The organism is Amycolatopsis sp. NPDC051045, assembly GCF_040682955.1.
GTDB lineage: Bacteria > Actinomycetota > Actinomycetes > Mycobacteriales > Pseudonocardiaceae > Amycolatopsis.
Genome location: NZ_JBFBCC010000003.1, coordinates 154,869 through 175,994 on the forward strand (window position 1 = coordinate 154,869; position 21,126 = coordinate 175,994).

At 72.0% G+C, this 21,126-nt stretch carries 18 protein-coding genes; 7 read left to right on the plus strand and 11 right to left on the minus strand.

Features of this window, described 5'->3' with window-relative positions; genetic code table 11:
- Positions 1 to 156: 156 nt before the first annotated feature.
- Positions 157 to 1,560 carry a replicative DNA helicase gene (gene dnaB, locus AB0M80_RS08500; protein WP_364562001.1) on the plus strand — a complete coding sequence of 468 codons (1,404 nt, stop codon included), beginning with the start codon at positions 157 to 159 and terminating at the stop codon, positions 1,558 to 1,560.
- Here the strand turns inward: dnaB and AB0M80_RS08505 are convergent.
- Positions 1,557 to 2,009 carry a MarR family winged helix-turn-helix transcriptional regulator gene (locus tag AB0M80_RS08505; RefSeq protein WP_364560800.1) on the minus strand — a complete coding sequence of 151 codons (453 nt, stop codon included), beginning with the start codon at positions 2,007 to 2,009 and terminating at the stop codon, positions 1,557 to 1,559. The genes dnaB and AB0M80_RS08505 overlap by 4 nt on opposite strands.
- 66 nt (positions 2,010 to 2,075) lie before the next feature.
- On the opposite strand from AB0M80_RS08505, the gene AB0M80_RS08510 reads away from it, so the two are divergent.
- Together AB0M80_RS08510 and AB0M80_RS08515 are read left to right on the plus strand one after the other, a co-directional pair.
- On the plus strand, positions 2,076 to 2,468 hold the full coding sequence (locus tag AB0M80_RS08510; protein ID WP_364560802.1) for a MarR family winged helix-turn-helix transcriptional regulator: 393 nt from the start codon (positions 2,076 to 2,078) through the stop codon (positions 2,466 to 2,468).
- Positions 2,469 to 2,535: 67 nt separating this feature from the next.
- Positions 2,536 to 3,306, plus strand: coding sequence for a class III extradiol ring-cleavage dioxygenase (locus AB0M80_RS08515; RefSeq protein WP_364560805.1), 771 nt, complete (start codon positions 2,536 to 2,538; stop codon positions 3,304 to 3,306).
- A gap of 233 nt (positions 3,307 to 3,539) precedes the next feature.
- On the opposite strand, the gene AB0M80_RS08520 is transcribed toward AB0M80_RS08515, so the two are convergent.
- Positions 3,540 to 7,088 carry a PE-PGRS family protein gene (locus tag AB0M80_RS08520; RefSeq protein ID WP_364560808.1) on the minus strand — a complete coding sequence of 1,183 codons (3,549 nt, stop codon included), beginning with the start codon at positions 7,086 to 7,088 and terminating at the stop codon, positions 3,540 to 3,542.
- A 207-nt stretch (positions 7,089 to 7,295) separates the two neighbouring features.
- Entirely contained in the window at positions 7,296 to 8,276 is a 981-nt protein-coding gene (locus AB0M80_RS08525; RefSeq protein ID WP_364560811.1) for a hypothetical protein, read from the minus strand.
- 255 nt (positions 8,277 to 8,531) lie between these two features.
- On the opposite strand from AB0M80_RS08525, the gene AB0M80_RS08530 reads away from it, so the two are divergent.
- From AB0M80_RS08530 to AB0M80_RS08540, 3 genes are read left to right on the plus strand one after another with little or no spacing between them, the layout of a single operon-like run.
- Positions 8,532 to 9,731 carry an AI-2E family transporter gene (locus AB0M80_RS08530; RefSeq protein ID WP_364560814.1) on the plus strand — a complete coding sequence of 400 codons (1,200 nt, stop codon included), beginning with the start codon at positions 8,532 to 8,534 and terminating at the stop codon, positions 9,729 to 9,731.
- The gene (locus AB0M80_RS08535) at positions 9,728 to 10,864 is read left to right on the plus strand and encodes a DUF5931 domain-containing protein (protein ID WP_364560816.1); all 1,137 of its coding nucleotides are present in this window, start codon (positions 9,728 to 9,730) and stop codon (positions 10,862 to 10,864) included. Before AB0M80_RS08530 ends, AB0M80_RS08535 begins: the two co-directional genes overlap by 4 nt.
- Positions 10,861 to 11,520, plus strand: a complete 660-nt coding sequence (locus AB0M80_RS08540) for a response regulator transcription factor (protein WP_364560819.1) — start codon at positions 10,861 to 10,863, stop codon at positions 11,518 to 11,520. Before AB0M80_RS08535 ends, AB0M80_RS08540 begins: the two co-directional genes overlap by 4 nt.
- A 3-nt stretch (positions 11,521 to 11,523) precedes the next feature.
- Here the strand turns inward: AB0M80_RS08540 and AB0M80_RS08545 are convergent, their stop codons facing one another.
- Positions 11,524 to 12,441: a hypothetical protein gene (locus AB0M80_RS08545; protein WP_364560821.1), complete on the minus strand. Its 918-nt coding sequence runs from the start codon at positions 12,439 to 12,441 to the stop codon at positions 11,524 to 11,526.
- Positions 12,442 to 12,636: 195 nt separating this feature from the next.
- On the opposite strand from AB0M80_RS08545, the gene AB0M80_RS08550 reads away from it, so the two are divergent.
- On the plus strand, positions 12,637 to 13,302 hold the full coding sequence (locus AB0M80_RS08550; RefSeq protein ID WP_364560824.1) for a DUF1707 domain-containing protein: 666 nt from the start codon (positions 12,637 to 12,639) through the stop codon (positions 13,300 to 13,302).
- 71 nt (positions 13,303 to 13,373) lie between these two features.
- On the opposite strand, the gene AB0M80_RS08555 is transcribed toward AB0M80_RS08550, so the two are convergent.
- The 7 genes from AB0M80_RS08555 to AB0M80_RS08585 all read right to left on the minus strand — a co-directional run bounded on the left by AB0M80_RS08555 (position 13,374) and on the right by AB0M80_RS08585 (position 21,114).
- The gene (locus AB0M80_RS08555; protein ID WP_364560827.1) at positions 13,374 to 14,777 is read right to left on the minus strand and encodes an MFS transporter; all 1,404 of its coding nucleotides are present in this window, start codon (positions 14,775 to 14,777) and stop codon (positions 13,374 to 13,376) included.
- Positions 14,778 to 15,078: 301 nt separating this feature from the next.
- Positions 15,079 to 16,824: a phosphoenolpyruvate--protein phosphotransferase gene (gene ptsP, locus AB0M80_RS08560; protein WP_364560830.1), complete on the minus strand. Its 1,746-nt coding sequence runs from the start codon at positions 16,822 to 16,824 to the stop codon at positions 15,079 to 15,081.
- Positions 16,817 to 17,554, minus strand: a complete 738-nt coding sequence (locus tag AB0M80_RS08565; RefSeq protein ID WP_364560833.1) for a hypothetical protein — start codon at positions 17,552 to 17,554, stop codon at positions 16,817 to 16,819. Before AB0M80_RS08565 ends, ptsP begins: the two co-directional genes overlap by 8 nt.
- 28 nt (positions 17,555 to 17,582) lie before the next feature.
- Positions 17,583 to 18,452: a ribokinase gene (locus AB0M80_RS08570; protein ID WP_364560835.1), complete on the minus strand. Its 870-nt coding sequence runs from the start codon at positions 18,450 to 18,452 to the stop codon at positions 17,583 to 17,585.
- A 302-nt stretch (positions 18,453 to 18,754) separates the two neighbouring features.
- Positions 18,755 to 19,810, minus strand: coding sequence for a hypothetical protein (locus tag AB0M80_RS08575; protein WP_364560837.1), 1,056 nt, complete (start codon positions 19,808 to 19,810; stop codon positions 18,755 to 18,757).
- Between the two features lie 7 nt (positions 19,811 to 19,817).
- Positions 19,818 to 20,798, minus strand: coding sequence for a hypothetical protein (locus tag AB0M80_RS08580; protein ID WP_364560840.1), 981 nt, complete (start codon positions 20,796 to 20,798; stop codon positions 19,818 to 19,820).
- A complete protein-coding gene (locus tag AB0M80_RS08585) occupies positions 20,791 to 21,114 on the minus strand; it encodes a hypothetical protein (RefSeq protein ID WP_364560843.1) in 324 nt (107 codons plus the stop codon). The genes AB0M80_RS08580 and AB0M80_RS08585 overlap by 8 nt, the downstream gene beginning before the upstream one ends.
- Positions 21,115 to 21,126: the final 12 nt, after the last annotated feature.

Consider the following 21,126-nt stretch of genomic DNA (forward strand, 5'->3'; position numbering starts at 1 on the left):
GCGCTCCGCGTGTCTGCGACAGCTGATCAACGTTGTCGCCGATCATCGGGGGACGAGGTCCGGTGAACGAAAGCACGGGCCGAGCCCCGTGCTTCGAGAGCGAAGATCCGGCATACTCGAACGGGTGTTCGACACGATGAGGAGGTGTCCGGGGCGGTGGCGCTGACCGACGACCGCAGTCCGATGTACGCGGAGTCCGACCCGGGTCCGAGCGACCCCGGATCCGGCGGCTTCGACCGCCAGCCACCGCAGGACATGGCGGCCGAGCAGTCCGTGCTCGGCGGCATGCTGCTGTCCAAGGACGCGGTCGCCGACGTCATCGAAGCGCTCGGCCCCGACGACTTCTACCGGCCGGCGCACCAGGCGATCTACGACTGCATCCTCGACCTGTACGGCCGCGGCGAGCCCGCCGACCCGATCACGGTGTCGGCCGAGCTGGAGCGGCGCGGGGAGCTGGGCCGCGTCGGCGGCGCGCCCTACCTGCACACGCTGATCGCGACGGTGCCGACGGCGGCGAACGCGGGGTACTACGCCGAAATCGTCTCGGAAAAGGCGGTGCTGCGCCGGCTCGTCGAGGCGGGCACCCGGATCGTGCAGTACGGCTACGGCGCGGCGGCGGGCGACGGCGCGAGCATCGACGAGGTCGTCGACCGCGCGCAAGCCGCGATCTACGACGTCACCGAGCGGCGGACCAGCGAGGACTACGTCGCGCTGGAAGAACTGCTGCAGCCGACGATGGACGAGATCGACGCGATCGCGTCGCGCGGTGGCCAGTCCCGGGGCATCCCGACCGGGTTCACCGACTTCGACGAGCTGACCAACGGCCTGCACCCCGGGCAGATGATCATCGTCGCGGCCCGCCCCGGTGTCGGCAAGTCGACCCTCGGCCTGGACTTCGCGCGCTCGGCGTCGATCCGGCACGGCCTGACCAGCGTCATCTTCTCGCTGGAAATGAGCCGCACCGAGATCGTCATGCGCATGCTCTCGGCCGAGGCGAAGATCCGCCTCGCCGACATGCGCGGCGGCAAGATGTCCGACGACGACTGGACGCGCCTGGCGCGGCGGATGAGCGAGGTCTCCGAGGCGCCGCTGTTCGTCGACGACTCGCCGAACATGACGATGATGGAGATCCGCGCGAAGGCGCGCCGGCTGAAGCAGCGGCACGACCTCAAGCTCGTCGTCCTCGACTACCTCCAGCTGATGACGTCCGGCAAGCGCGTCGAGTCGCGGCAGCAGGAAGTCTCGGAGTTCTCGCGGCAGATGAAGCTGCTGGCGAAGGAGATCGAGGTCCCGGTGATCGCGATCAGCCAGCTGAACCGTGGTCCGGAACAGCGCACGGACAAGCGCCCGATGCTGTCCGACCTGCGTGAGTCCGGCTCACTGGAGCAGGACGCCGACCTCGTCATCCTGGTCAACCGCCCGGACGCCTGGGAGCGGGACGACCCGCGCGCGGGTGAAGCGGACCTGATCATCGCGAAGCACCGTGCCGGGCCGACGGCGACGATCACCGTCGCGCACCAGCTGCACTACAGCCGCTTCGTGGACCTCTCGCACGACTAGCCGAGGGCGCTGTACCCGCGGACGAACGCCGTGAGGAGCCGGCCGAACGTGGCGCGGTCCTCGTCCGGCCAGTCCGCCATGACCTCCGCGAAGACCCCGCGGCGGAAGGCGTGCAGCTCGTCGAGGTGCGCCTGGCCGGCTGGAGTCGGCACGAGCACCGCACGCCGTCCGTCGCGCTGATCGGCTTCGCGGCGGAGCAGGCCTTGCTCGACCGCGCGCGCCACGAGGCGGCTGGCGCGCGGCTGGTCGACGCCCATCGCCGCGCTCAAGGCCGTCACCGTGCTGGGCTCGCCGCGTTCGGCGAGCTCTTCGACGACGTCGAGCAGCTCGAACACCGGGTCGTGCGCGCCGCGGCCCCGGGCCTTGCCGATCCGGCTGAGGGCCCGCCGCTGCTGGCTGCGGCGGATCGCGATCATGGCGCGCTCGACGTCGGCCACCGCGTCCGTCATGGTTGCTCCACCTCCGAACTACATGTAAGTTTACATGCAGTTGCTCATTGACATATCGGAGTACTCATGAAACCCCTCGGCTGGTGGCTTCGCCACCTCCACGAGCTCCTCGAATCCTCCATGGCCCGGACCCTCGACGCGGAATCGCTGACCCGCCGACACTGGCAGGTACTCAACACGATCGCCCTCGGCGCCCGCACGCCGGAGCAGGTCGACACGGCGATGGCGCCGTTCGTCGCCGGCGAAGGCTCGATGGCGCCGAAGGTGACCGACCTGCGCTCCCGCGGCTGGGTCACCGAGGACGGCACCTTGACCGACGAGGGCCGCGAAGCCCACGCCCGCGTCGAAGAGCGGATAGCAGCCTTCCGCACCAAGGTCGTCGAGGGCATCAGCGAAGACGACTACCGCACCACGCTGCGGACGCTGGAACGGTGCGCCGCGAACCTCGAAGCCGCCTGAGGAATATCCCGGAGCGGGACGACGTCGATTACTCTAGTAGTTGAACTTTCAAGCACTGGAGCGCTCGATGACCCGCACCCCGGTTCTCTACCTCAGTCACGGCGCCCCGCCGCTCGCCGACGACGCCAGGTGGACCCGTCAGCTCGCCGGCTGGTCCGCCGACCTGCCGAAGCCCCGCGCGATCCTGGTCGTGTCGGCGCACTGGGAAGAGGCGCCGCTGACCATCGGGGCGATGACGACCGTGCCGCTCGTGTACGACTTCTGGGGCTTCCCCGAGCGCTACTACCAGGTGAAGTACGCGGCTCCCGGCGCACCGGAACTGGCGGAGAAGGTTCGGAAGCTGCTTCGCTCGACGGAGACGCCGGTGCACGACGCGCCGGAGCGCGGCCTCGACCACGGCGCTTACGTGCCGCTGGTCGAGATGTACCCGGACGCCGACATCCCGGTGCTGCAGGTCTCGATGCCTTCGCTCGACCCGCAGGAGCTGTTCGACCTCGGTCGCAAGCTCGCGCCGTTGCGCGACGAAGGCGTCCTGATCATCGGCAGCGGCTTCTTCACCCACAACCTGAGCGGGATGGCCCGCGCCACCGACGGGACGCCGCCGGCGTGGTCGGCCGAGTTCGACCACTGGGGTGCCGAGGTCCTGCGCGGCGGCGACGTCGACACGCTGCTCGACTTCCGGCACAAGGCCCCGGCGGCGACGCTCGCGCACCCGCGGATCGAGCACTTCGCGCCGCTGTTCGTCTCCCTCGGCGCCACCTCGGACGAGGGATCCGGCCGCACGGTGATCGACGGCTTCTGGCACGGCCTGGCGAAGCGCTCCCTCCAGTTCTCCTGATCGACCCGAAGACGCGAGCGAGCCCCAGGAGCCGGGGTGGCTCCTGGGGCTCGTCGTCTCCAGGGAAGGAGCGCTATTCGGTGTTCGCGGGTGGACCCGCAGCCGCGGTCGCGTCGGCGGAGCGCTCCGTGCGAGGTCGCCCTCGCGGCGCGGTGGAGCGCCTGCCGCCGTGACAGCGGGGTTCGTGGGCCGGCGGGTTCCCCGGTTCCGGAGAACCCGCCGGCGTCACCGCACTACTTGCGCTTGACCAGACCCAGCAGCTTCGCGAGGAAGCCGGTCGAGTCCAGGCCGGACATCGCCGGAACCTGCGAGGTCGGGACGCTGTCCAGCACCGGCAGCTTGGCGCTCACCGGCAGCTGGGCCGGGACGGCCGGGCTGGCCGGCAGGGCCGAAGCGGCCGGCAGGGCCGGCAGCGCGACGGGCAGGGCACCGGTCGGCAGGTCCGCACGCTGGGCGTGACCCGGCAGAACGCCACCCACGGCCGGCAGCGCCGGCAGCGCGAACGGCAGACCAGCGGCCGGCAGATCCGCACGCTGGGCGTGACCCGGCAGAACGCCACCCACGGCCGGCAGCGCCGGCAGCGCGAACGGCAGACCAGCGGCCGGCAGATCCGCACGCTGGGCGTGACCCGGCAGAACGCCACCCACGGCGGGCAGCGCCGGCATTGCGACCGGCAGACCAGCGGCCGGCAGGTCCGCACGCTGGGCGTGACCCGGCAGGACACCACCCACGGCGGGCAGCGCCGCCTTCGGCAGCGCCGGGGCGCCGGAGAGGCCACCCACGGCCGGCAGCTTCGTCAGCCCGGTAGCCGGGCTGCCCACCGACGGCACGCCGGCGCGCTGGACGCCGACCGGAACGTTGGTCGGCACCTTCGGGAGGCCCTCGGCGGACACCCCGGCGGACGGCAGGTTGCCGGCCAGGCCCTTCACGGCGGGCAGGCTACGGACGGGCAGCCCCGCGGTCGGCAGGTTGCCGGCCAGCCCGTCGACCGAGGGCAGGCCCGCGGTCGGCAGCTTGCCGGTCAGGCCACCCACCAGGGGCAGTCCCTGGGCGGGCAGCCCGGCGATCGGCAGCTTGCCGGTCAGACCACCAACCAGGGGCAGGCCCTGAGTGGGCAGCCCGGCGGTCGGCAGGTTGCCGGTCAGACCACCCACCAAGGGCAGGCCCCGGGAGGGCAGCCCGCTCCGGAGCGCGGCCAGCGACGGCAGCTCGTCGGCCGCCAGCTCGGACCCCTCGGCGGGGAACGCGATGGGGTCCTCGTCCTCGTCGATGCTCGTCGCGTCCGTCGCGTACGCGGTGGAGACCCCGATCAGCTCGAGGGGCACCCCGAAGACCTGCACGGGGAGCGCGAACGCGCTGTACAGGTCGTTGCCCGACAGGGCGGATCCGTTACCCGCGGTGACGGCGTCGCCACCGTTCTTCGTGACGAGCGTGTTGCCGCCGACGCCGTGCGCGACGCCGCCCACGGTCGCCGCGTCGCCGAACAGCTGCGGGATCGCGGTCACCGGCAGGTCGAGGATGTTGCCGGAGATCGCGCCCTCGACACCGGAGGTGGTGTCGTTGCCCGAGTTCCCGACCTCGGTCATGTTGACGCCGGCACCCTTGGCGACACCCGCCGCGCTGGCGCCGTCACCGAAGACCTGCGCCACCGGCAGCGCGTCCGCGCCGACGATGTTGCCGGCCACGCTGCCGCGGTCGCCGTTGGTGGTGGCGTTGCCGCCCGCCGCCGACTCGACGTCGTTGGTGCCGGCACCGCTGCCCAGAGCGGCCGCGGCGATCCCGTCGCCGAAGACCGTGCCGGCGCCCGCGATCGGGGCCTTCACGATGTTGCCGGTCAGCGCACCGTCGCGGCCGTCGGTCAGTGCGTCGCCGCCCGCCGTCGCGTCGGTGATGTTGTCGTTCTCACCGGTGCCGATGCCGGCCAGGGCGCCACCGACGCCCATCGCCTGCACCGGCAGCGCGACGGGGGCTTCGATGATGTTGCCCGCGCCGGCCCCGGCCGGGCCGGTGGCCTTGACGTCGCCGCCCGCGTTGGACGTCGTGTCGGTCGAGCCCTTGCCGTGCCCCTGGCCGACCAAGGCGCCGCCGACGTTGGCGACCTGCACCGGCAGCGAAGCCGGCACCGTGCCCAGGTTGGAGCTCAGGAAGCCGTTGTCGTCCTGGGTGCTGCCACCGCCGCCGCCGGAGACGAACTTGGTCTCGTCGGCCGAGCCCGAACCCTGGCCAATGAAGGAGCCACCGATGCCGAAGACCTCGGCGGGGAGGCCGACCGGCACCTGGACGAGGTTGCCCGAGCCGGCCGAGTCGTTGCCCTGCGTGCCGTCGTACGCCCCGGAGGTGACCGTCTTGTCCTCGGTCGCCGAGCCGGTCGCGTTGCCGATGTGGCTGCCGCCGACTCCGAAGACCTCGGGCGCGCCCGCGGCCTGGGTGTTGACGATGTTGCCGCCGAGGAAGGCGTCGTTGCCCTTGGTGTAGCTGCCGTTGCCGGCGTTGGCGTCGGTCGTGTTGTCGTGCGCGGCCTTCGCCTGGCCGAGGTAGGTGCCACCGATGCCGAAGGCCTCGACCGGCAGCGCGATCGACGGGTTCAGGACGTTGCCCGACCCGGTCGAGTTGTCACCGGCGGTCTTGACGAAGCCACCCGAGTCGACAGTGCTGGAGGAGCTGCCGGCGTCGGGGAGACCCGCCGAGGCGTTGCCGATCCACGAGCCCGCGACACCCGCGACGTTCGCGATCGGGGACAGCGAGGCCGCCCCGCCGTTGCCGGACAGGAACGAGTCGTCGCCGCTGGTCTCGAGGTAGGTCGGGATGCCCAGGCTGCCCTTGCGGGTGCTGCCGGCGGTGGCGTCGGCGGAGGTGTTGCAGCCGTCGGAGTTCGACAGCGAGCCCCACACCGCACCGGAGTTGCAGTTGAACTTCACCGGCAGCGCGATCGGCGTGCCGACCACGTTGCCCGACCCGGAGGCGTTGTCACCGGAGCTCAGCAGCGAGCCCCCGGACGCCCCGATGGTGTCGGCCGAGTAGCCGTGGCTCTGCCCGTTGCCGAGCAGGTACGAAGCGGCGTTGCCGGTCACCTGCACCGGAGTGGCGAACTGGCCCGCCACCACGTTGCCGGAGAGGGCCGAGCCATCGCCCTTGGTGTCGATGTCGCCGATCTCGGTGGTGCTCTGGCTGGCCGACCCACCGGTCACGCGGCCGGTGCCGCCGGCGGCACCGGCGCCGTTCCCGGCGATCTGCACGGGGAGCGCCCAGTCGAGGACCACGGCGTTGCCCGCGATGCTCGAGTCTTCGCCCGTCGTCTTGACGTTCCGGCCGTGGGCCCAGGTCTGCTGGTGCTGGGTGCCGTTGACGTGCGCGTCACCGACCACGCCGAGCGCGTTGTCCACGATCTGGATCGGGACGACGACGTCGCCGCTGACCTTGTTGCCCTTGAGGTTGTTGTGGCCAGGGGTGAAGCCACCCGCACCATCGGCCTGGGACGCACCGCCCAGGGTGGTGTTGTTGACGGGGCTCGAGTAGTCGAGGTGCTTGGAACCTTCGTCGACGGCCTTGCTGACCGGCTTGGTGCTCAGCTCCGTCTGCCCGGCGGGCAGGTCCAGCTGGCCGAAGGGGGTGCCGACCGCGTTGTTGGCTTCCTGGATCGGAGCCGTGACGTTGAGGTCGAGGGGGGAGGCTGGGGTGTCGGGGTTGACGTTCTCGCCAGCCGAGGCGATGCCGGTACCCAGCATCAGCAACCCACCCGTGACCAGCGCGGTGTGGAGTCCGCGCTTTGCCCACGTCTGCATTGGGGTTTTTCTCCTTTATTTCGGGTTCCCTTGCGGGCTTATGGGGGTGCGCTCGACGAAAAGGGGGATGGCGTCCGAGCGCACCGAGGGGGATGGACTTCTTGCGGGCGCAACAAAGCGCACCGCCGTGTCACGGGTATTCCGCGGACGCTGCGCCGTCAGATGACGACGGACTTGGGCGCGTCAGCGACCCGTGAAGGGAGGTGTTCAGTCAGGAGTGACGCCGGGCTGCTCGCCCGGGGTGCGCATCGAGTGGCGCAGGCCGGCGCGGCTCATCGCCGCGACGGCGGTGTCGACGGCTTCGGTCGTCCAGAACGGGACGCCGAAGTTGAGACCGTCGAGGTGTCCACCGGGGGCCGTGGTGCCACCCGGGGCGGTGGGGACGGCCGGCGCGGCCGGAAGCTGCGCCGGGGTCAGCGGCGACGGCAGGTCACGGTGCCTGTCGCGGGACCGACCCGCGGCACCGGTGCCGTCGTCGTACTGGAGACCCGTCGGCATCGCGAGCGCGGCGGCTCGCAACGCGGCGGGAAGTTCGACAGTGGTGACAGCGGGCGCGCCTGCCGTCTGGCCGGCACCGGAGGTCACCGGCTCCGCCCCGGCCGGGGCGAGCCCCGGAAGGACGGGGAGCGGGCCCAGGTCGCCGTGCCCGGCCGGGTCGAGCAGCTGCCACACGTGGCGGCCGAAGTCCTTGGCCGGCTGGGGGGCGATGGTCTCTTCGATGACCTGGCGGGTGTCCTCGGGCTTGCGCGCGATGTGCTCGAACGCGCCGAGGGTGCGCTGGGCCGGGCTCAGCACCGCTTCGTCGGCGAGGTCCGGCACCGAGTCGCTGACGCGCTCGGAGACCTCGTGCTCGAGGGTGCGGGTGTCGGTGCGGCCGCAGGGACGCTGCGGCTCGCTCCACGTCGTCGCGTCCTGGTGGCAGATCGCGTCCGCGGCACCGCCGGCGACATCGCCCGCGAAGTGCGCGGCACCGTGGTTCACGTCGCCGAGGCCGGCGGCCGTGGCTTCGCTGACCGGGGTGACGGAGGAGGTGCCGACCTCGACGGTGTCCGCCGAGGCGGCCGCGCCGGAGATGAGCCACGCGGCGGCGGTGCCCGCCACCGCGCCACCGAGCACGAGCAGCGCACGCGACACGAGACGGCCGACGCGCTTCGCGCCCTGCCCCTCGCTCGTCGCGGTGTCCGCCACTGATGCCTCTCCTCGTACTCGGGTACTGGGGTGATCGATACTGGGTGATCGACCGGCCACTTGCCGTTGCGGAAGCGACCTAACCAAATCCGCGGCGCCCCGCGCACCCTCGACACGACTTGATGCCCCCATCGTGTGAAAGACACACGGTGTAGCCCGGTTTGACGGTCGGTGATCATGCCTGGCCGCCACGTGTGGTGGACGCGGCTGCGGGAAAGCGGCCGAATCGGACGATCCAGCCGCTACGGTGAGTCCGTGACCCACGCGCGACGCGAAGACCAGTTCCTGCCGGAGCACGAGGACGTCACCGGCCTGATCCCCCGGGGTCTGCGCATCAGCGCGGCCCTGGCGTGGCGATTGATCGTGGTGGCGGCGGCGCTGTACGTCGTGGGCTGGGTGATCGGCCGCCTGTCCGTGGTCGTCATCCCGCTGGGCATCGCCCTGCTCATCTCGGCGCTGCTCGCGCCGGCGGTGCAGAAGCTGGTGGCGGTCCGGTTCCCCCGGGGACTCGCGACGGCGATCGTGCTGATCGCCGGGCTGGCGGTGCTGGGCGGGCTGCTGACGTTCGTGGTCACGCAGTTCTCCAGCGGCCTGCCGCAGCTGCAGAAACAGCTCAACGAGAGCCTCAACCAGATCAAGGACTGGCTGATCAACGGCCCGGCGCACCTGCGCCAGGAGCAGCTCCAGGAGTTCATCAACCAGGTCTTCGGGTTCCTGCAGAACAACCAGGCCTGGCTCACCGACACGGCGCTGACCACGGCGGGCACGGTCGGCGAGATCGTCACCGGCTTCCTTCTCACGCTGTTCATCACCATCTTCTTCCTCAGCGGCGGCGGCGGCATCTGGTCGTTCCTCGTCCGCGTCGCGCCCGGCCGGGTCCGCAACCGGGTGGACGTCGCCGGGCGCCGCGGGTTCGCGTCGCTGGTCAGCTACGTGCGGGCGACGGCGGCCGTGGCGGTGGTCGACGCCGTCGGCATCGGCGTGGGACTGTGGATCGTGGGTGTACCGCTGGTGATCCCGCTGGCCACGCTGGTGTTCCTCGGCGCCTTCATCCCCATCATCGGCGCGGTGCTCACCGGGGGCGTCGCGGTGCTGATCGCCTTGGTCACGAACGGCTTCATCGGCGCGGTGATCGTGCTGGCCATCGTGATCGGCGTGATGCAGCTGGAAAGCCACGTGCTGCAGCCGCTGCTGCTCGGGCGCGCGGTGAAGCTGCACCCCCTCTCCGTCGTCCTGGCCATCACCGTCGGTCTCGTCGTGGGTGGGATCGCGGGCGCGCTGATGGCGGTGCCGATCCTGGCCGTGCTCAACGCGGGCATCCGGTCCCTGCTGCACGAAGAGAACCCGGACCCGCAGGAAGTGGACGTCCTCAAGGACCAAGCCGCGCAGCCGAACGACGCCGAGCCCGGGTCCCCGGACGCGACGGTGGCGACCCGCGGCGAAGACGAGAAGTGACCGTCAGGAGGACGCCCGACCCGGTCACGCCCATGTGGCGGGGCGTGCTCGCCTTCCGCGTGCTCACCTGGGCGTTCGCCTGCGGCACGGTGATCGTCCAGAACGGCCAGTACGGGCGCGAGTGGCTGGCGTGGGCCATCCTCGGCGTGATGGCCGTGTGGTCGGTCGTGAGCAGCTTCCTCTACCTGCGCGAACGGACGCGGCCGCCGGCGCTGGTCGTCTTCGACCTCGTGCTGACCACCGGACTGCTGCTGACCTCGCCGTGGGTGCTCAGCGACACGCAGTTCGCGCTGAACGTCCCGCTCATCACCACGGTGTGGGCGGCCGTGGCGCCGGTCGCCGCGGGCGCGCGCTTCGGCGCGGTCGGCGGGGTGCTCGCCGGGCTGGTGGTCGGGGTGGCGACCGCGCTGGCGCGGGAGAAGTTCGACCTCGACGTCGCCCGCGACGGTGTCCTGCTCGCCGCCGCCGGCCTGCTGGTCGGCATGGCCGCGACGATGGCCCGCCGGTCCGCGGCGCGGCTGGAGCAGGCGCTGCGCAAGGAAGCGGCGACGGCCGAGCGGGAGCGGCTGGCGCGGTCGATCCACGACAGCGTGCTGCAGGTGCTCGCCCGGGTCCGCAAGCGCGGCAACGAGGTCGGCGGCGAAGCGGCCGAGCTGGCGAAGCTGGCAGGCGAGCAGGAGATCGCCCTGCGGGCGTTGGTGACGACCGAGCCGGTGAAGCCGAACGACAACGGCAAGATGAGCCTGCGCGCCGCGTTGCAGCTGCTCGCGACGCCGACGGTGCAGGTCTCGACCCCGGCGGACGACGTCGAACTGCCGGCGCACGTCACCGACGAACTGGTCGCCGTGACCCGCGAAGCGCTGGCGAACGTCGAGAAGCACGCCGGCCCGGGCACGCACGCGTGGGTGCTGCTGGAAGACCTCGGCGAAGAGGTGGTGGTGAGCATCCGCGACGACGGCCCCGGCATCCCGGACGGCGTCCTCGAGCGAGCGGCGGCGGCGGGGCACCTCGGCGTGGTGGAATCCATCCGGGGGAGGGTCCGCGACCTCGGCGGGAGCGCGACCCTCGACACCGGGCCCGGCCAGGGCACGGAGTGGGAGGTCAGGGTGCCGAGCACGAGGGGTGCGAAATGAGCGACGAGCCGCGGATTTCCGTGATGGTGGTCGACGACCACCCGATCTGGCGCGACGGGGTGGCCCGCGACCTGACCGAACACGGCTTCGACGTGCGGGCGACCGCGCCGGACGCCGACGCGGCGGTGCGGATCGCGCGCACCGTGCTGCCGGACGTCGTCCTCATGGACCTCAACCTCGGCAGCACGTCGGGCGTGGACGCCACCCGCGAGATCACCGCGGCGCTCCCGTCGACGAAGGTGCTGGTGCTGTCCGCGAGCGGCGAGCACAAGGACGTCCTGGAGGCGGTGAAGGCCGGCGCGTCCGGCTACCTGGTCAAGTCGGCGTCCGCGGTGGAGCTGGTCGACGCCGTGCACCGGACCGCCGCCGGCGACCCGGTGTTCACCGCGGGCCTGGCCGGGCTGGTGCTCGGCGAGTACCGGCGGATGGCCGACGCGCCACCGGAGGGCGCCGAGCCGCCGCGGCTGACCGAGCGCGAAACCGACGTCCTGCGCCTGGTCGCGAAGGGGCTGACCGCGCGGCAGATCGCCGAGCGGCTCGTGCTGTCGCACCGCACGGTGGAGAACCACGTGCAGTCGACGCTGCGGAAGCTGCAGCTGCACAACCGGGTCGAGCTGGCCCGCTACGCGATCGAGCACGGCCTCGACGAGGAGTGATCCTCAGGGAATGACCGCGATGCCGTTCCACTGACCGGCCGGCAGGGCGGCTTCGCCGAGCCGCCACTGCGGTTCGCCCGGGTGCCAGGCCGCGAGGACGCCGTCGGCGAGGACGAGGTCACCGGCCTCGCTCCAGTCGAGCCCGCCCGCCGACTTCAAGTGGTCGGTGATGAACGGCATCCCGGGCGCGTGGTCCCAGGTCTGGGTGTCCGGGCGGAGTACCCAGATGTCCCGCGTCTGCAGCGGACCGCGGTAGGACGGGTTGACGAAGTCGACCGCGAAGACTTGGCCCTCCCGCGACGGAACGACGATCGGCGGGCCGCTGGTCACCGGCCGGGTCAGCGGCTTGGTGCTGCCATCGCGCAGGTCGAGCAGGCTCAGGTCGGTGAAGCCGTCGAGCAGCAGCCAGTCGCCGGTGGCGCCGAGGATCCGCGGGTGCTGGCGGATGGTGCGGCCGGTCTCCGGGTCGATCAGCGCGTCGGTCGAGTCCGTGCCGCCGGCGTTGATGGTGATCAGCAGACCGCGTGCGGTTTCGACCCGGACCTGGGTGCGGCAGCTGGCGGGCTGGCCCGGCCCGGCCTCGCGGCCCGCGAGCGAGACGTGCTGGAGGCGGCAGCTGTCGGGCGCGTCCGGCCGGATCAGCCACACGCTGTCCTGGTCGGCGCCGGGCGCCGCCGACCACGCGCGGCCGAGGGAACGCGGCGGGGTCGACGGGCCGGTGTACCCGAGCACCTCGGAGGGGCCTTCGTAGCCCGGGTCCGCCGGGTACGCCGTCAGGACGGCGTGCTTCCCGACCCGGAGAACGCCCAGGCCGCCGGCGTAGCCGGGCGGGGTGGCCGTGGGCCCGCGGTCGGCGTCGAAGAGGGTGGGGCCCGTGGTGGGGAGCAGCGCCGTCACGCCGATCCCGCCGGTGGCGACCACCCCGGTGAGGCCGTTCGGCGGGGGCTGGGCGGTGGTCGTCGGGGTCGTGGCCGGGGCCGGCGTCGGGGCCGGCGCTTCGCCGGTGCACGCGGACAGCAGGACCGAAGCCGCGGCGACGACGGCTGCGCGGACTACGGGTCCGTTCAGGGTTTTCCCCCGATCTCCCTGGTGACTTCCGGTTCTACCATCGTGGACATGGGCGAGGAAGAGACCACGGCGGCGGAATCGGTGACCGAGACCAAGCCGTTGAGCGAGCGCGATCTCCGGGTGTCCGACGACGAGCGCGAGCACGTCGTCGGGGTGCTGCAGAAGGCGATCGGTCGCGGCATGATCGACCTCGACGAGTTCACCGAGCGCACCGACCGCGCGCTCGCGTCGAGGACCCGCGGTGAGCTGAACGCCGTGCTGGCCGACCTCGCCGGCCTCTACCACCCGGCCGCGGCCGTCGCCGCCGCTCCGCCGGCGTACGCGCCTCCGGTGGGCTACGGCGGCTATTCGCCGGGGCAGCGGTTCGAGCTCAACGCGAAGTACTCGTCGCTGCACCGCGGCGGGCCGTGGGTGGTGCCGTCCGAGCTGGTGGTGCGCAACAAGTACGGCTCCACGAAACTGGACTTCACCGAGGCCCAGGTGCAGTCGCCGGTGGTGCACATCGAGCTGGACGCCAAGTGGGGCTCGGTCGAGATCATCATCCCGGAGCACGCCGCGGTCGACCTCAACGCGATCAGCGACGTCAAGTTCGGCGCGATGGAGGACAAGACGCGCAGCAACGGGCGGATGGGCAGTCCCCGGTACGTGCTGAGCGGCCGCGTGCACGGCGGATCGCTGGTCATCCGGCACCCGCGGCGCGGGCTCTTCGGCTAGCCGGGGTCCCTCTGCCCCCGGCGTCAAGAAGGCCTCCCCACCCAGGCATCGGGTGGGGAGGCCTTCGCTCGTCAGGCGGCCAGTGGCCGGATCGAGCGCAGGTGCCGGGCGACGAACCAGACCAGGGTGGCGAACGCGACGGCGGCGAGCCCGGCGACGACGTGCAGCCCGTCGGGGAGACCGTGGGCGCGGACGACGGCGTTGCCCAGTGTGCCGACCGTCGCGAGGCCGAAGGAGTAGCCGAACTCGTTGACGGTCTGGGCCAGCGAAGCGGCGGCGCCCGCCTTGCGCGCCGGGACCGAGCCGACGACGAGGTCCGTGCCCAGTGCGATCATCGGGCCGACGCCCAGTGACGTCACGGCGAACCCGAGTGACGGCCACACCGGCCCGGCCGCGGGGTCGACGAGGGCGAGGATCACCATGCCGAACGCGGCGAGGGCGACCCCGCTCGCGATCAGCGCGCCCGGCCGGAAGCGCCGGGCGAGGACGGGTGCGGCGAGGAAGCTGACGGTCGAGGCGGCCATCCCCGGCAGCAGGCCCAGCGCGGCCCCGACCGGCGACAGGTGCTGCGCGAGCTGGAAGAACTGCGCGACGAACAGCATGGTCGTGCCACCGAGCATGCTGAACAGCAGCATGCCGACGAGGGTGGTGCGGAACGCCTTCGCGGCGAACAGGCTCAGGTCGACGAGCGGATCGGCGAGCGTGCGCTGCCGCTTGACGAAGACGTACCCGACGATCAGACCGGCTCCGAGGGCGAGCACGGGAACGGCCTGGACGCCGTCGCGGGCGAGTTCCTTGACGCCGTAGACGGTGGGCAGGATCGCGGCGAGGGAGAGGGCAACGCTCGGCAGGTCGAGGCGGCCGGCGGTCTCGTCGCGGTACTCCGGCAGCAGCTTCGGGCCGATGACCAGCAGGAGGACCATGGCGGGGACGCCGAGCAGGAACACCGAGCCCCACCAGAAGTGCTCGAGCATGAAGCCGCCGACCACCGGCCCGATGATCGAACCGACGGCGAAGCAGCCGGCCCAGATCCCGATCGCTTCGGCGCGCTGCCGCGGGTTCTCGAACATGGTGCCGATGAGCGAGAGGGTCGAAGGGGCGAGCGTGGCCCCGGCGATACCGAGCGCGGCCCGCGCGGCGATGAGCATGACGGCACTGGTGGAGAAGGCGGCGACCACGGAGGCGGCCCCGAAGGCGGCGGCCCCGGTGAGCAGCAGCTTCCGCCGTCCGATCCGGTCACCGAGGGTCCCCATGGTGACCATGAACCCGGCGACCATGAAGCCGTAGGTGTCCATGATCCACAGCTGTTGCGTTCCGTCGGCGTGCAGGCTGACGGCGAGCTTCGGCAGGGCGAGCACGAGGACGAAGACGTCCAGCGAGACGAGCAGGGTGGGCAGGGCCAGCACGGCCAGCCCGATCCACTCCCGACGCCCGGCCCTGGCGGCTTCGGCCGGGGCGGAGATGGTGGCGGCCATGGTGAGGTCCTCTCGGCTCGGGTGCTTCCCTTCCCACCTCTTCGTCGAGCGGCCGGGGCCGGGATCGACAACCTCGGCGGATCTTTTTCGGACCGAACGCCGTGAAGGCCATCTCGAAGAGATCGAGACGGCCTTCACGGACTTGCGGCGGGTTGCCCACACCCCTCGATCAATGTGGACAACCACGCTTCTTCAGGTTCGCACAGCCCAGCACGGTCAGTGATGACCGATAGACTGAAAGTTGGGGGGGCCACCCCGCCAGGCGGCATGTTTCGAGCGAGGGCGAATCGAGCCGGCCGGGTCAGGGGCGGGCTGCCGCGCGAGCCGCTGCCGGGTCCGAGGTGGCCAGGGCCGCTTCAGCCAGGGCTTGGCATTCCGCGAGGGTGGTGGCCGCCAGGCTTGCGCCGACCGTGCGGATCGCCGGGGCGTTCATCGACAGGCTCGTCAGGCCCAGCCCGGCCAGGACCAGCGCCAATCGCGGGTCCGCCGCCGCTTCGCCGCAGACGCCGGCCGGTTTGCCGGTGGCCTCGGCCGCGTCACCGATCAGTTTCAGCAGGCGCAGGAGCGCGGGCTGCCACGGGTCGTTGAGCTTCGCGACCGCGCCGAGCTGGCGGTCCGCCGCGAACGTGTACTGCGCCAGGTCGTTCGTGCCGACCGAGACGAAGTCGACGACGTCGAGGATCTCCCGGGCGCTCAGCGCCGCCGCCGGGATCTCGATCATCACGCCCGCCCGGGCGATGCCCGCCGCGCGGACGCGGTCGGCGAACCAGGCGGCCTCCTCGACCGTCGCGACCATCGGGGCCATCACCGAGACCTCGGCGCCGGAGTCCGCCGCCGCGCCCGCGATCGCCTCGAGTTGGCGGTCCAGCACCTCGGGCCGGTCGAACGCCACGCGCAGCCCGCGGACGCCGAGCGCCGGGTTCGGCTCGGGTTCCGGGGCGAGGAAGGCCAGCGGCTTGTCGGCACCCGCGTCGAGGGTCCGCACGATCACCGGCTTGCCGTGGAACGGCGCGAGCACGGCCGTGTACGCGGCGCGCTGGTCGGCCACCGACGGCTCGTCCGAGGCGTCCAAGTAGCAGAACTCGGTGCGGAACAGGCCGACACCTTCGGCGCCCGCGTCGGCCGCGGCCTGCGCGTCGGCGGGGGAGCCGACGTTGCCGTAGACCTTCACGCGGTGGCCGTCGGACGTCGCGCCCGTGCCGTTCCACTCGACCGCCTGGGCCACCGTCGCCGTGACGACCGGTGCCGAGGGGTCCGCGACCTCGACCGTGCCCGTGTCGCCGTCGACCGCAAGCGCTTGCGCGTCCAGTGCCAGCAGCCCGCGCACCGCGACGACGGCCGGGATGCCGAGCGCGCGCGCCAGGATCGCGGTGTGGCTGGTGGGGCCGCCCTCTTCGGTGACCAGGGCGAGGACCTTCGCCGGGTCGAGGCCGGCGGTGTCGGCCGGGGCGAGGTCGCGGGCGACCAGCACGCTCGGCGACGCCAGCTCGGGCACCCCCGGCGGCGCGATACCGAGCAGCTCGGCGACCAGCCGGTCACGCACGTCGCGGACGTCGCGGACGCGCTCCGCCAGGTACCCGCCGGCCGCGGCCAAAGCTTCGGCGAAGCCTTCGGCGGCCTGGTGGACGGCTCGCGCTGCGGGCAGCCCCTGCGTCTTGACGAGCGTTTCGGCCTGGGACACGAGCGCCGGGTCGGCCGCCATCGCCGCGGTGGTGATGAGGATGGTCGCGGCCTCGCCGGTGGCGGTCTCGGCCTGTTTCTCCAGCCGCCCGGCGACGAGCGCGGCCGCGGGCGCGATGCGGGCGGCCTCGGCGGCCGGATCGGCCGGGGCGGGGGTGGCGGCGGGCTCGCCGAGCGGCTCCGCGACCCGGACGACGGGACCACTCGCGCGGCCGGGGCTGACGGCGACTCCCGAAAGGGACCCCGCCGACGCACTCTTTCCCGCGGAGGCGGCATCAAACTCCGCCGACGCACTTTTTCCCGCGGAGGCGGCATCGAACCCCGCCGACGCACTCTTCTCCGCGGAGGCGGCATCGAACTCAGACATGGTCTAGACCATAGCTCAGATAGGCTTGGATATCTCGTGGTGGCGGGCACAAACCGCGTCGCCGTACCTGGTCGAGCACCGGCCGGACCTCCTCGTGCCACCAGGAGCCGGCCAATTCGTCGCGGCTGCGCACGGGCCGTCCGGCCAGCATACGGCGGAATCCCCAGGCCTCGGCCGAGTCGGCGAGCCGGAACCAGTCGGCCGGGTCGTCGAGCCACAGCCCGAGCCGGACGTCGTCCGGCAGCGGCACGCGCTCCAGGAACATCCGCTCGGCCGTCTTCGACGGCAGGTCGGCGAGCGTCAGGCAGCGCAACGCGCAGGCGACCGTGCTGATCCAGCGGATCCGGGCGCGAATGGTCCGGGCGCCGCGGGCGCGCGCGATGCCGACGCGGTGGTGGCCGTCCTCGACGAAGAACATGTCGGAGAGCCGCACGAGCCGCACCGGCGGCAGATCCGCCGACGTCCGCGTCAGCTGTTCCCAGCGGTCTCGCAGCGCCCGGTTGCGCGGCCGGAACTCGCGGTCGAAGTCCCCGGCACGAGCCACTGTGCCGACGACCCCCTCCAGCGGCACGTCGTAGACGCCCTCGTCGAGCTCGGTCTGCTTGCCGAGCGCCTTGAGGGTTTCGTCGAGCGGCATGATCGCGAGCCGGTCGGGCCGGCGCGCGTCCGCGATCGCCCGCAGCTGAGCGGCATAGCCGCGCCACCAGGCCGAGTCGAAAGAGTCGCCCATGTGACCTGCAACACGACCGGCCGGATGATCATTCCCCCAGGTCGGCGGCGGTGGGGTAGGACGGCTGGGCCCCGTGCCGCGTCACGCTCAACGCCGCGACGCGCACCGCTCGCTCCGCCGCGGAGACCAGGTCGGCGCCGTCGGCGAGCGACGCGGCGAGCGCGCCCGCGAAGGCGTCCCCCGCGCCGGTGGTGTCCACGGCCTCGACCTTCGGCGACTCCACCCGGCTCACCGAGCCGGCTTCGACGACGACGGCGCCGGCCGCGCCCAGCGTGACGACGGCCGTCCGCGGCCCGAGGTCGAGCAGTTTCGCGAAGTCCACACCAGGGCCGGTCAGCCAGGCGGCCTCGTGCTCGTTGACCAGCAGGACGGCGAGTTTGGCCAGCGTCCCCGGGGACAGCTTCGCCGCCGGCGAGAGGTTCAGGACCACCTTCACGCCCTTTTCGGCGGCCCGCGCGACGGCGTGCTCGACGGTCGGCAGCGGCACCTCCAGCGACACGACCATGACCTCCACCCCGTCGAAGACGGCGTCGACGTCGGCGGGCTCCAGGCTGGAGTTGGCGCCGGGGGAGACGAGGATCGAGTTCTCGCCGTCCGGGGTGACGGTGATGTAGGCGATGCCGGTCGGCCGGTCACTGGTCCGCACGAGCCCGGTGTCGACCCCGGCGGCGCGGAGCGAGTCGAGCAGCAGCCTGCCGTAGGGATCGTCGCCGACGGCGCCGACCAGCGCGACGTCCGCCCCGAGCCGGCCCGCCGCGACCGCCGTGTTGGCTCCCTTGCCACCCGGCGACAACACGGTGTCGCCGCCCAGCACCGTCTCTCCACCGGCCGGCCGCCGATCCACCGCGACGACGAGGTCGGCGTTGGCGGACCCCACCACGAGGACGTCAGAGTTCATGCCCGCACTTTGCCACGAAGGCCGTCCGGACCAGGTCAGCACCGGCGAGGAAGGGGAAAGTGAAGGTTTTTGTAACTTATCCGGGGCGGAGTGCGACAATCATGCGAGCAGCGGATGCCCGTCACTCGATCGGGGGATGTCCGTCCCCCGGCCGTCACGTCACGGACCGGTCCCGCTCTCCTGGTGCGTCATCGCGGAGACGTGATGACGTTGCCCAACCGGCGCGAGCCGGGCAGGGCATCGGGTCGCCGGCGCCGATCACGTAGCCCCCCGAGTGATCGGCGTCGGCGGCGCCCCTGCGTTCACGGCGTCACGAGCCTCAGCAGGTTCCTGGCCGCGCCCGGCGACACCTTCGCGGCCAGCGGCCGGTCGCCTCCGCGACGGAGGACCGCGTGGACGGCGACGTAGCAGCGCGTGGCCTTCCTCGCCGAAGGCTCGGCCGTTACGCGCGCGAGGTCGGCACGCCGCACCTTCACCGGGTCGCCTTCGTCGGGCCGCCAGGTGATCGCATCGGCGGTCACGGCGAATTCTCCGGCGTCACCCCGGTAGCGCGTCCGGTGGAGCAGTACCCAGATCACGATGGCGACCGGCAGCGGGATCCCCGGCGGGATGTCGACGAAGACCGGCGCCGTGAAGTCGGCGATGACGGCCAGCCAAGCCACCCACAGGACGGACAGCCGGCCGGGCGAAGCCTGCTCGGCGCGGACGAGCGTGCGCGCCTGATCCGCACTCCACCGTTTGACCAGGCGCTTCACCGGGTTCGGCACGCCGAAGCCACCGCGCCGGACGTTCTTGGAGGTCCACCGGCCGAGCCCGGGGCGGTACCGCTCGATCGCCGCCATGGCCTTTTCGGCCTCTTCCCGGGCCATCGCCGACGACAGCATGATGCCGTCCTCGGATTTGTCCCGGAAGAGGAAGTTCAGGTTCCGGATCGCGTCGTCGGCCACGAGCGAAACGGCGAGCGCCACCCGGCCGTTCGGCTGCCCGTCCCGGAAGTCGAACCGGCGGACGTCGTCCCACGGCAGGACGAGCGTCGTCTGGTCTGCCAGCGGCTGCCGGAACCCGTCCGGGCCGAATTCGACCTTCGCGGTCATCAACGCGCCGTGGCGGCGGAGGTACCACCCCTGGATCGGCTTGGCGCAGAAGCACAGCAACGCCAGCACGCCGAGCGCGGGCACGACCCAGTTCGTGACCGGATCCCGGCTGCGCGCCCACACCAGCAGACCGGCCGCGACGGCGAGCACAACGCCGAAGAAGGCCAGGCACCCGACGGTCGTCCTCAGCAGGCACGAAGAGTGGTGAATCGGCAGCCGGACCTGCACCACGTCCGTTTCCGGGTCACCGGGAGTCGTCGACACCACGGCGTCAGATCGACCCGGAGATGCGCTGACCGCCTTGCTGCCGGAAGACCGGTTCGGCGGCGGGCTTCTTCCCGTTGTAGTGGTTCTCGCGGTACTCCTTGTCGGCTTCGTCGTAGGCGCCCGCGGTCTTCTTGCCCGCTTCCTTGCCGGCTTCTTCGCCGAGTGCCTTGGGAAGGTCCTTGAGCCCGTCCTTGAAGATGCCCGGCGCCGCGTGAGCCGCGTCCTGCAGGGCTTCGAGCAGCTTCCCGCCGACCTTCCGGAACAGCTCGCTGAGGTCGTTGAACTGCCTGAGGCCCTTCTGGAAGGCCCGCACGAGCTTCTGCAGCCACTCCTGCATCCGCCTGCCGGTCGAGACGATCTCGACCGTGCCTTCGCCGGCCAGGCCCGCCGGGGCGGCGGGGCCCGGGTACCGCATGAGGATGCTGATCAGCTTGCCGATGCATTCGGTGAGCAGGTCGCGGAGCACGCTGCGCACGACGTTCAAGATGCTCTTGCAGACGTCGATCAGGACGGAGACGGCCTTCGCGCCGCCGGCGACGCCGGAGTACATGTCCCCGAGCTCGGCGGCGAACGCGCGGTAGGCGTCCGCACCTTGGCCCGTCCACTCCGCGCTGTCCGCCTTGACCGTCTCCAGGAGGTCCTTGGCGACCGCGTCGATCTCGTCGCTGATGTTGCCCCACGTCTCCTGCATGACGTCGAGCTGTTCCTGGTTCCCGGTCACCCAGTCCAGCGGGGCGCGCAGGAACTCGACGTGCTCGATCAGCCAGCCGAGCCCCATGCTGGCCAGGCCCGCGATGGGGTCCTGGAGGAACTCAGCCACCCCGGCGACCCCGAAGCCGAGGTTGAGCAGGCCCTCCGTCCAGTCGCCGTCGGCCGCCTTCGCCGCCGCGTCCCAGAAGTCCTGCGCCATCCCGGCGCCCTCGAGCGCCGAGGAGCCTTCCTCGACCTTCTTCTTGGCTTCCGTCACCAAAGCGTTCTCAGTCAAGGTGGATACCGTCCAAGGCGGCCTTGACGTCCTGCTCGCGCCAGTCGACGTGCTGCGACCAGGTGCGGAGGCGGTCGATCTGCTCCTGGGCGACGTTCTTCGCGTGGCCGATCGAGTCGCTCCCCAGGGTCTGGGCGACGCCGCACCGCGCGCCGAGGCCGCAGGCCTGGCCGATGAGCCCGAAGGCCATCGGGTCGACCACCTGGGCCGCCGCGTCCAGCGTCTTGGCGAACCGATCGACGAACGGTTCCAGCTTCTTGGCGTGGGCCAGCAACTGCTCCGGCTCGATCCGGATGTCCGGCTGCGGGTCGTTCACCGTCTTCCTCCC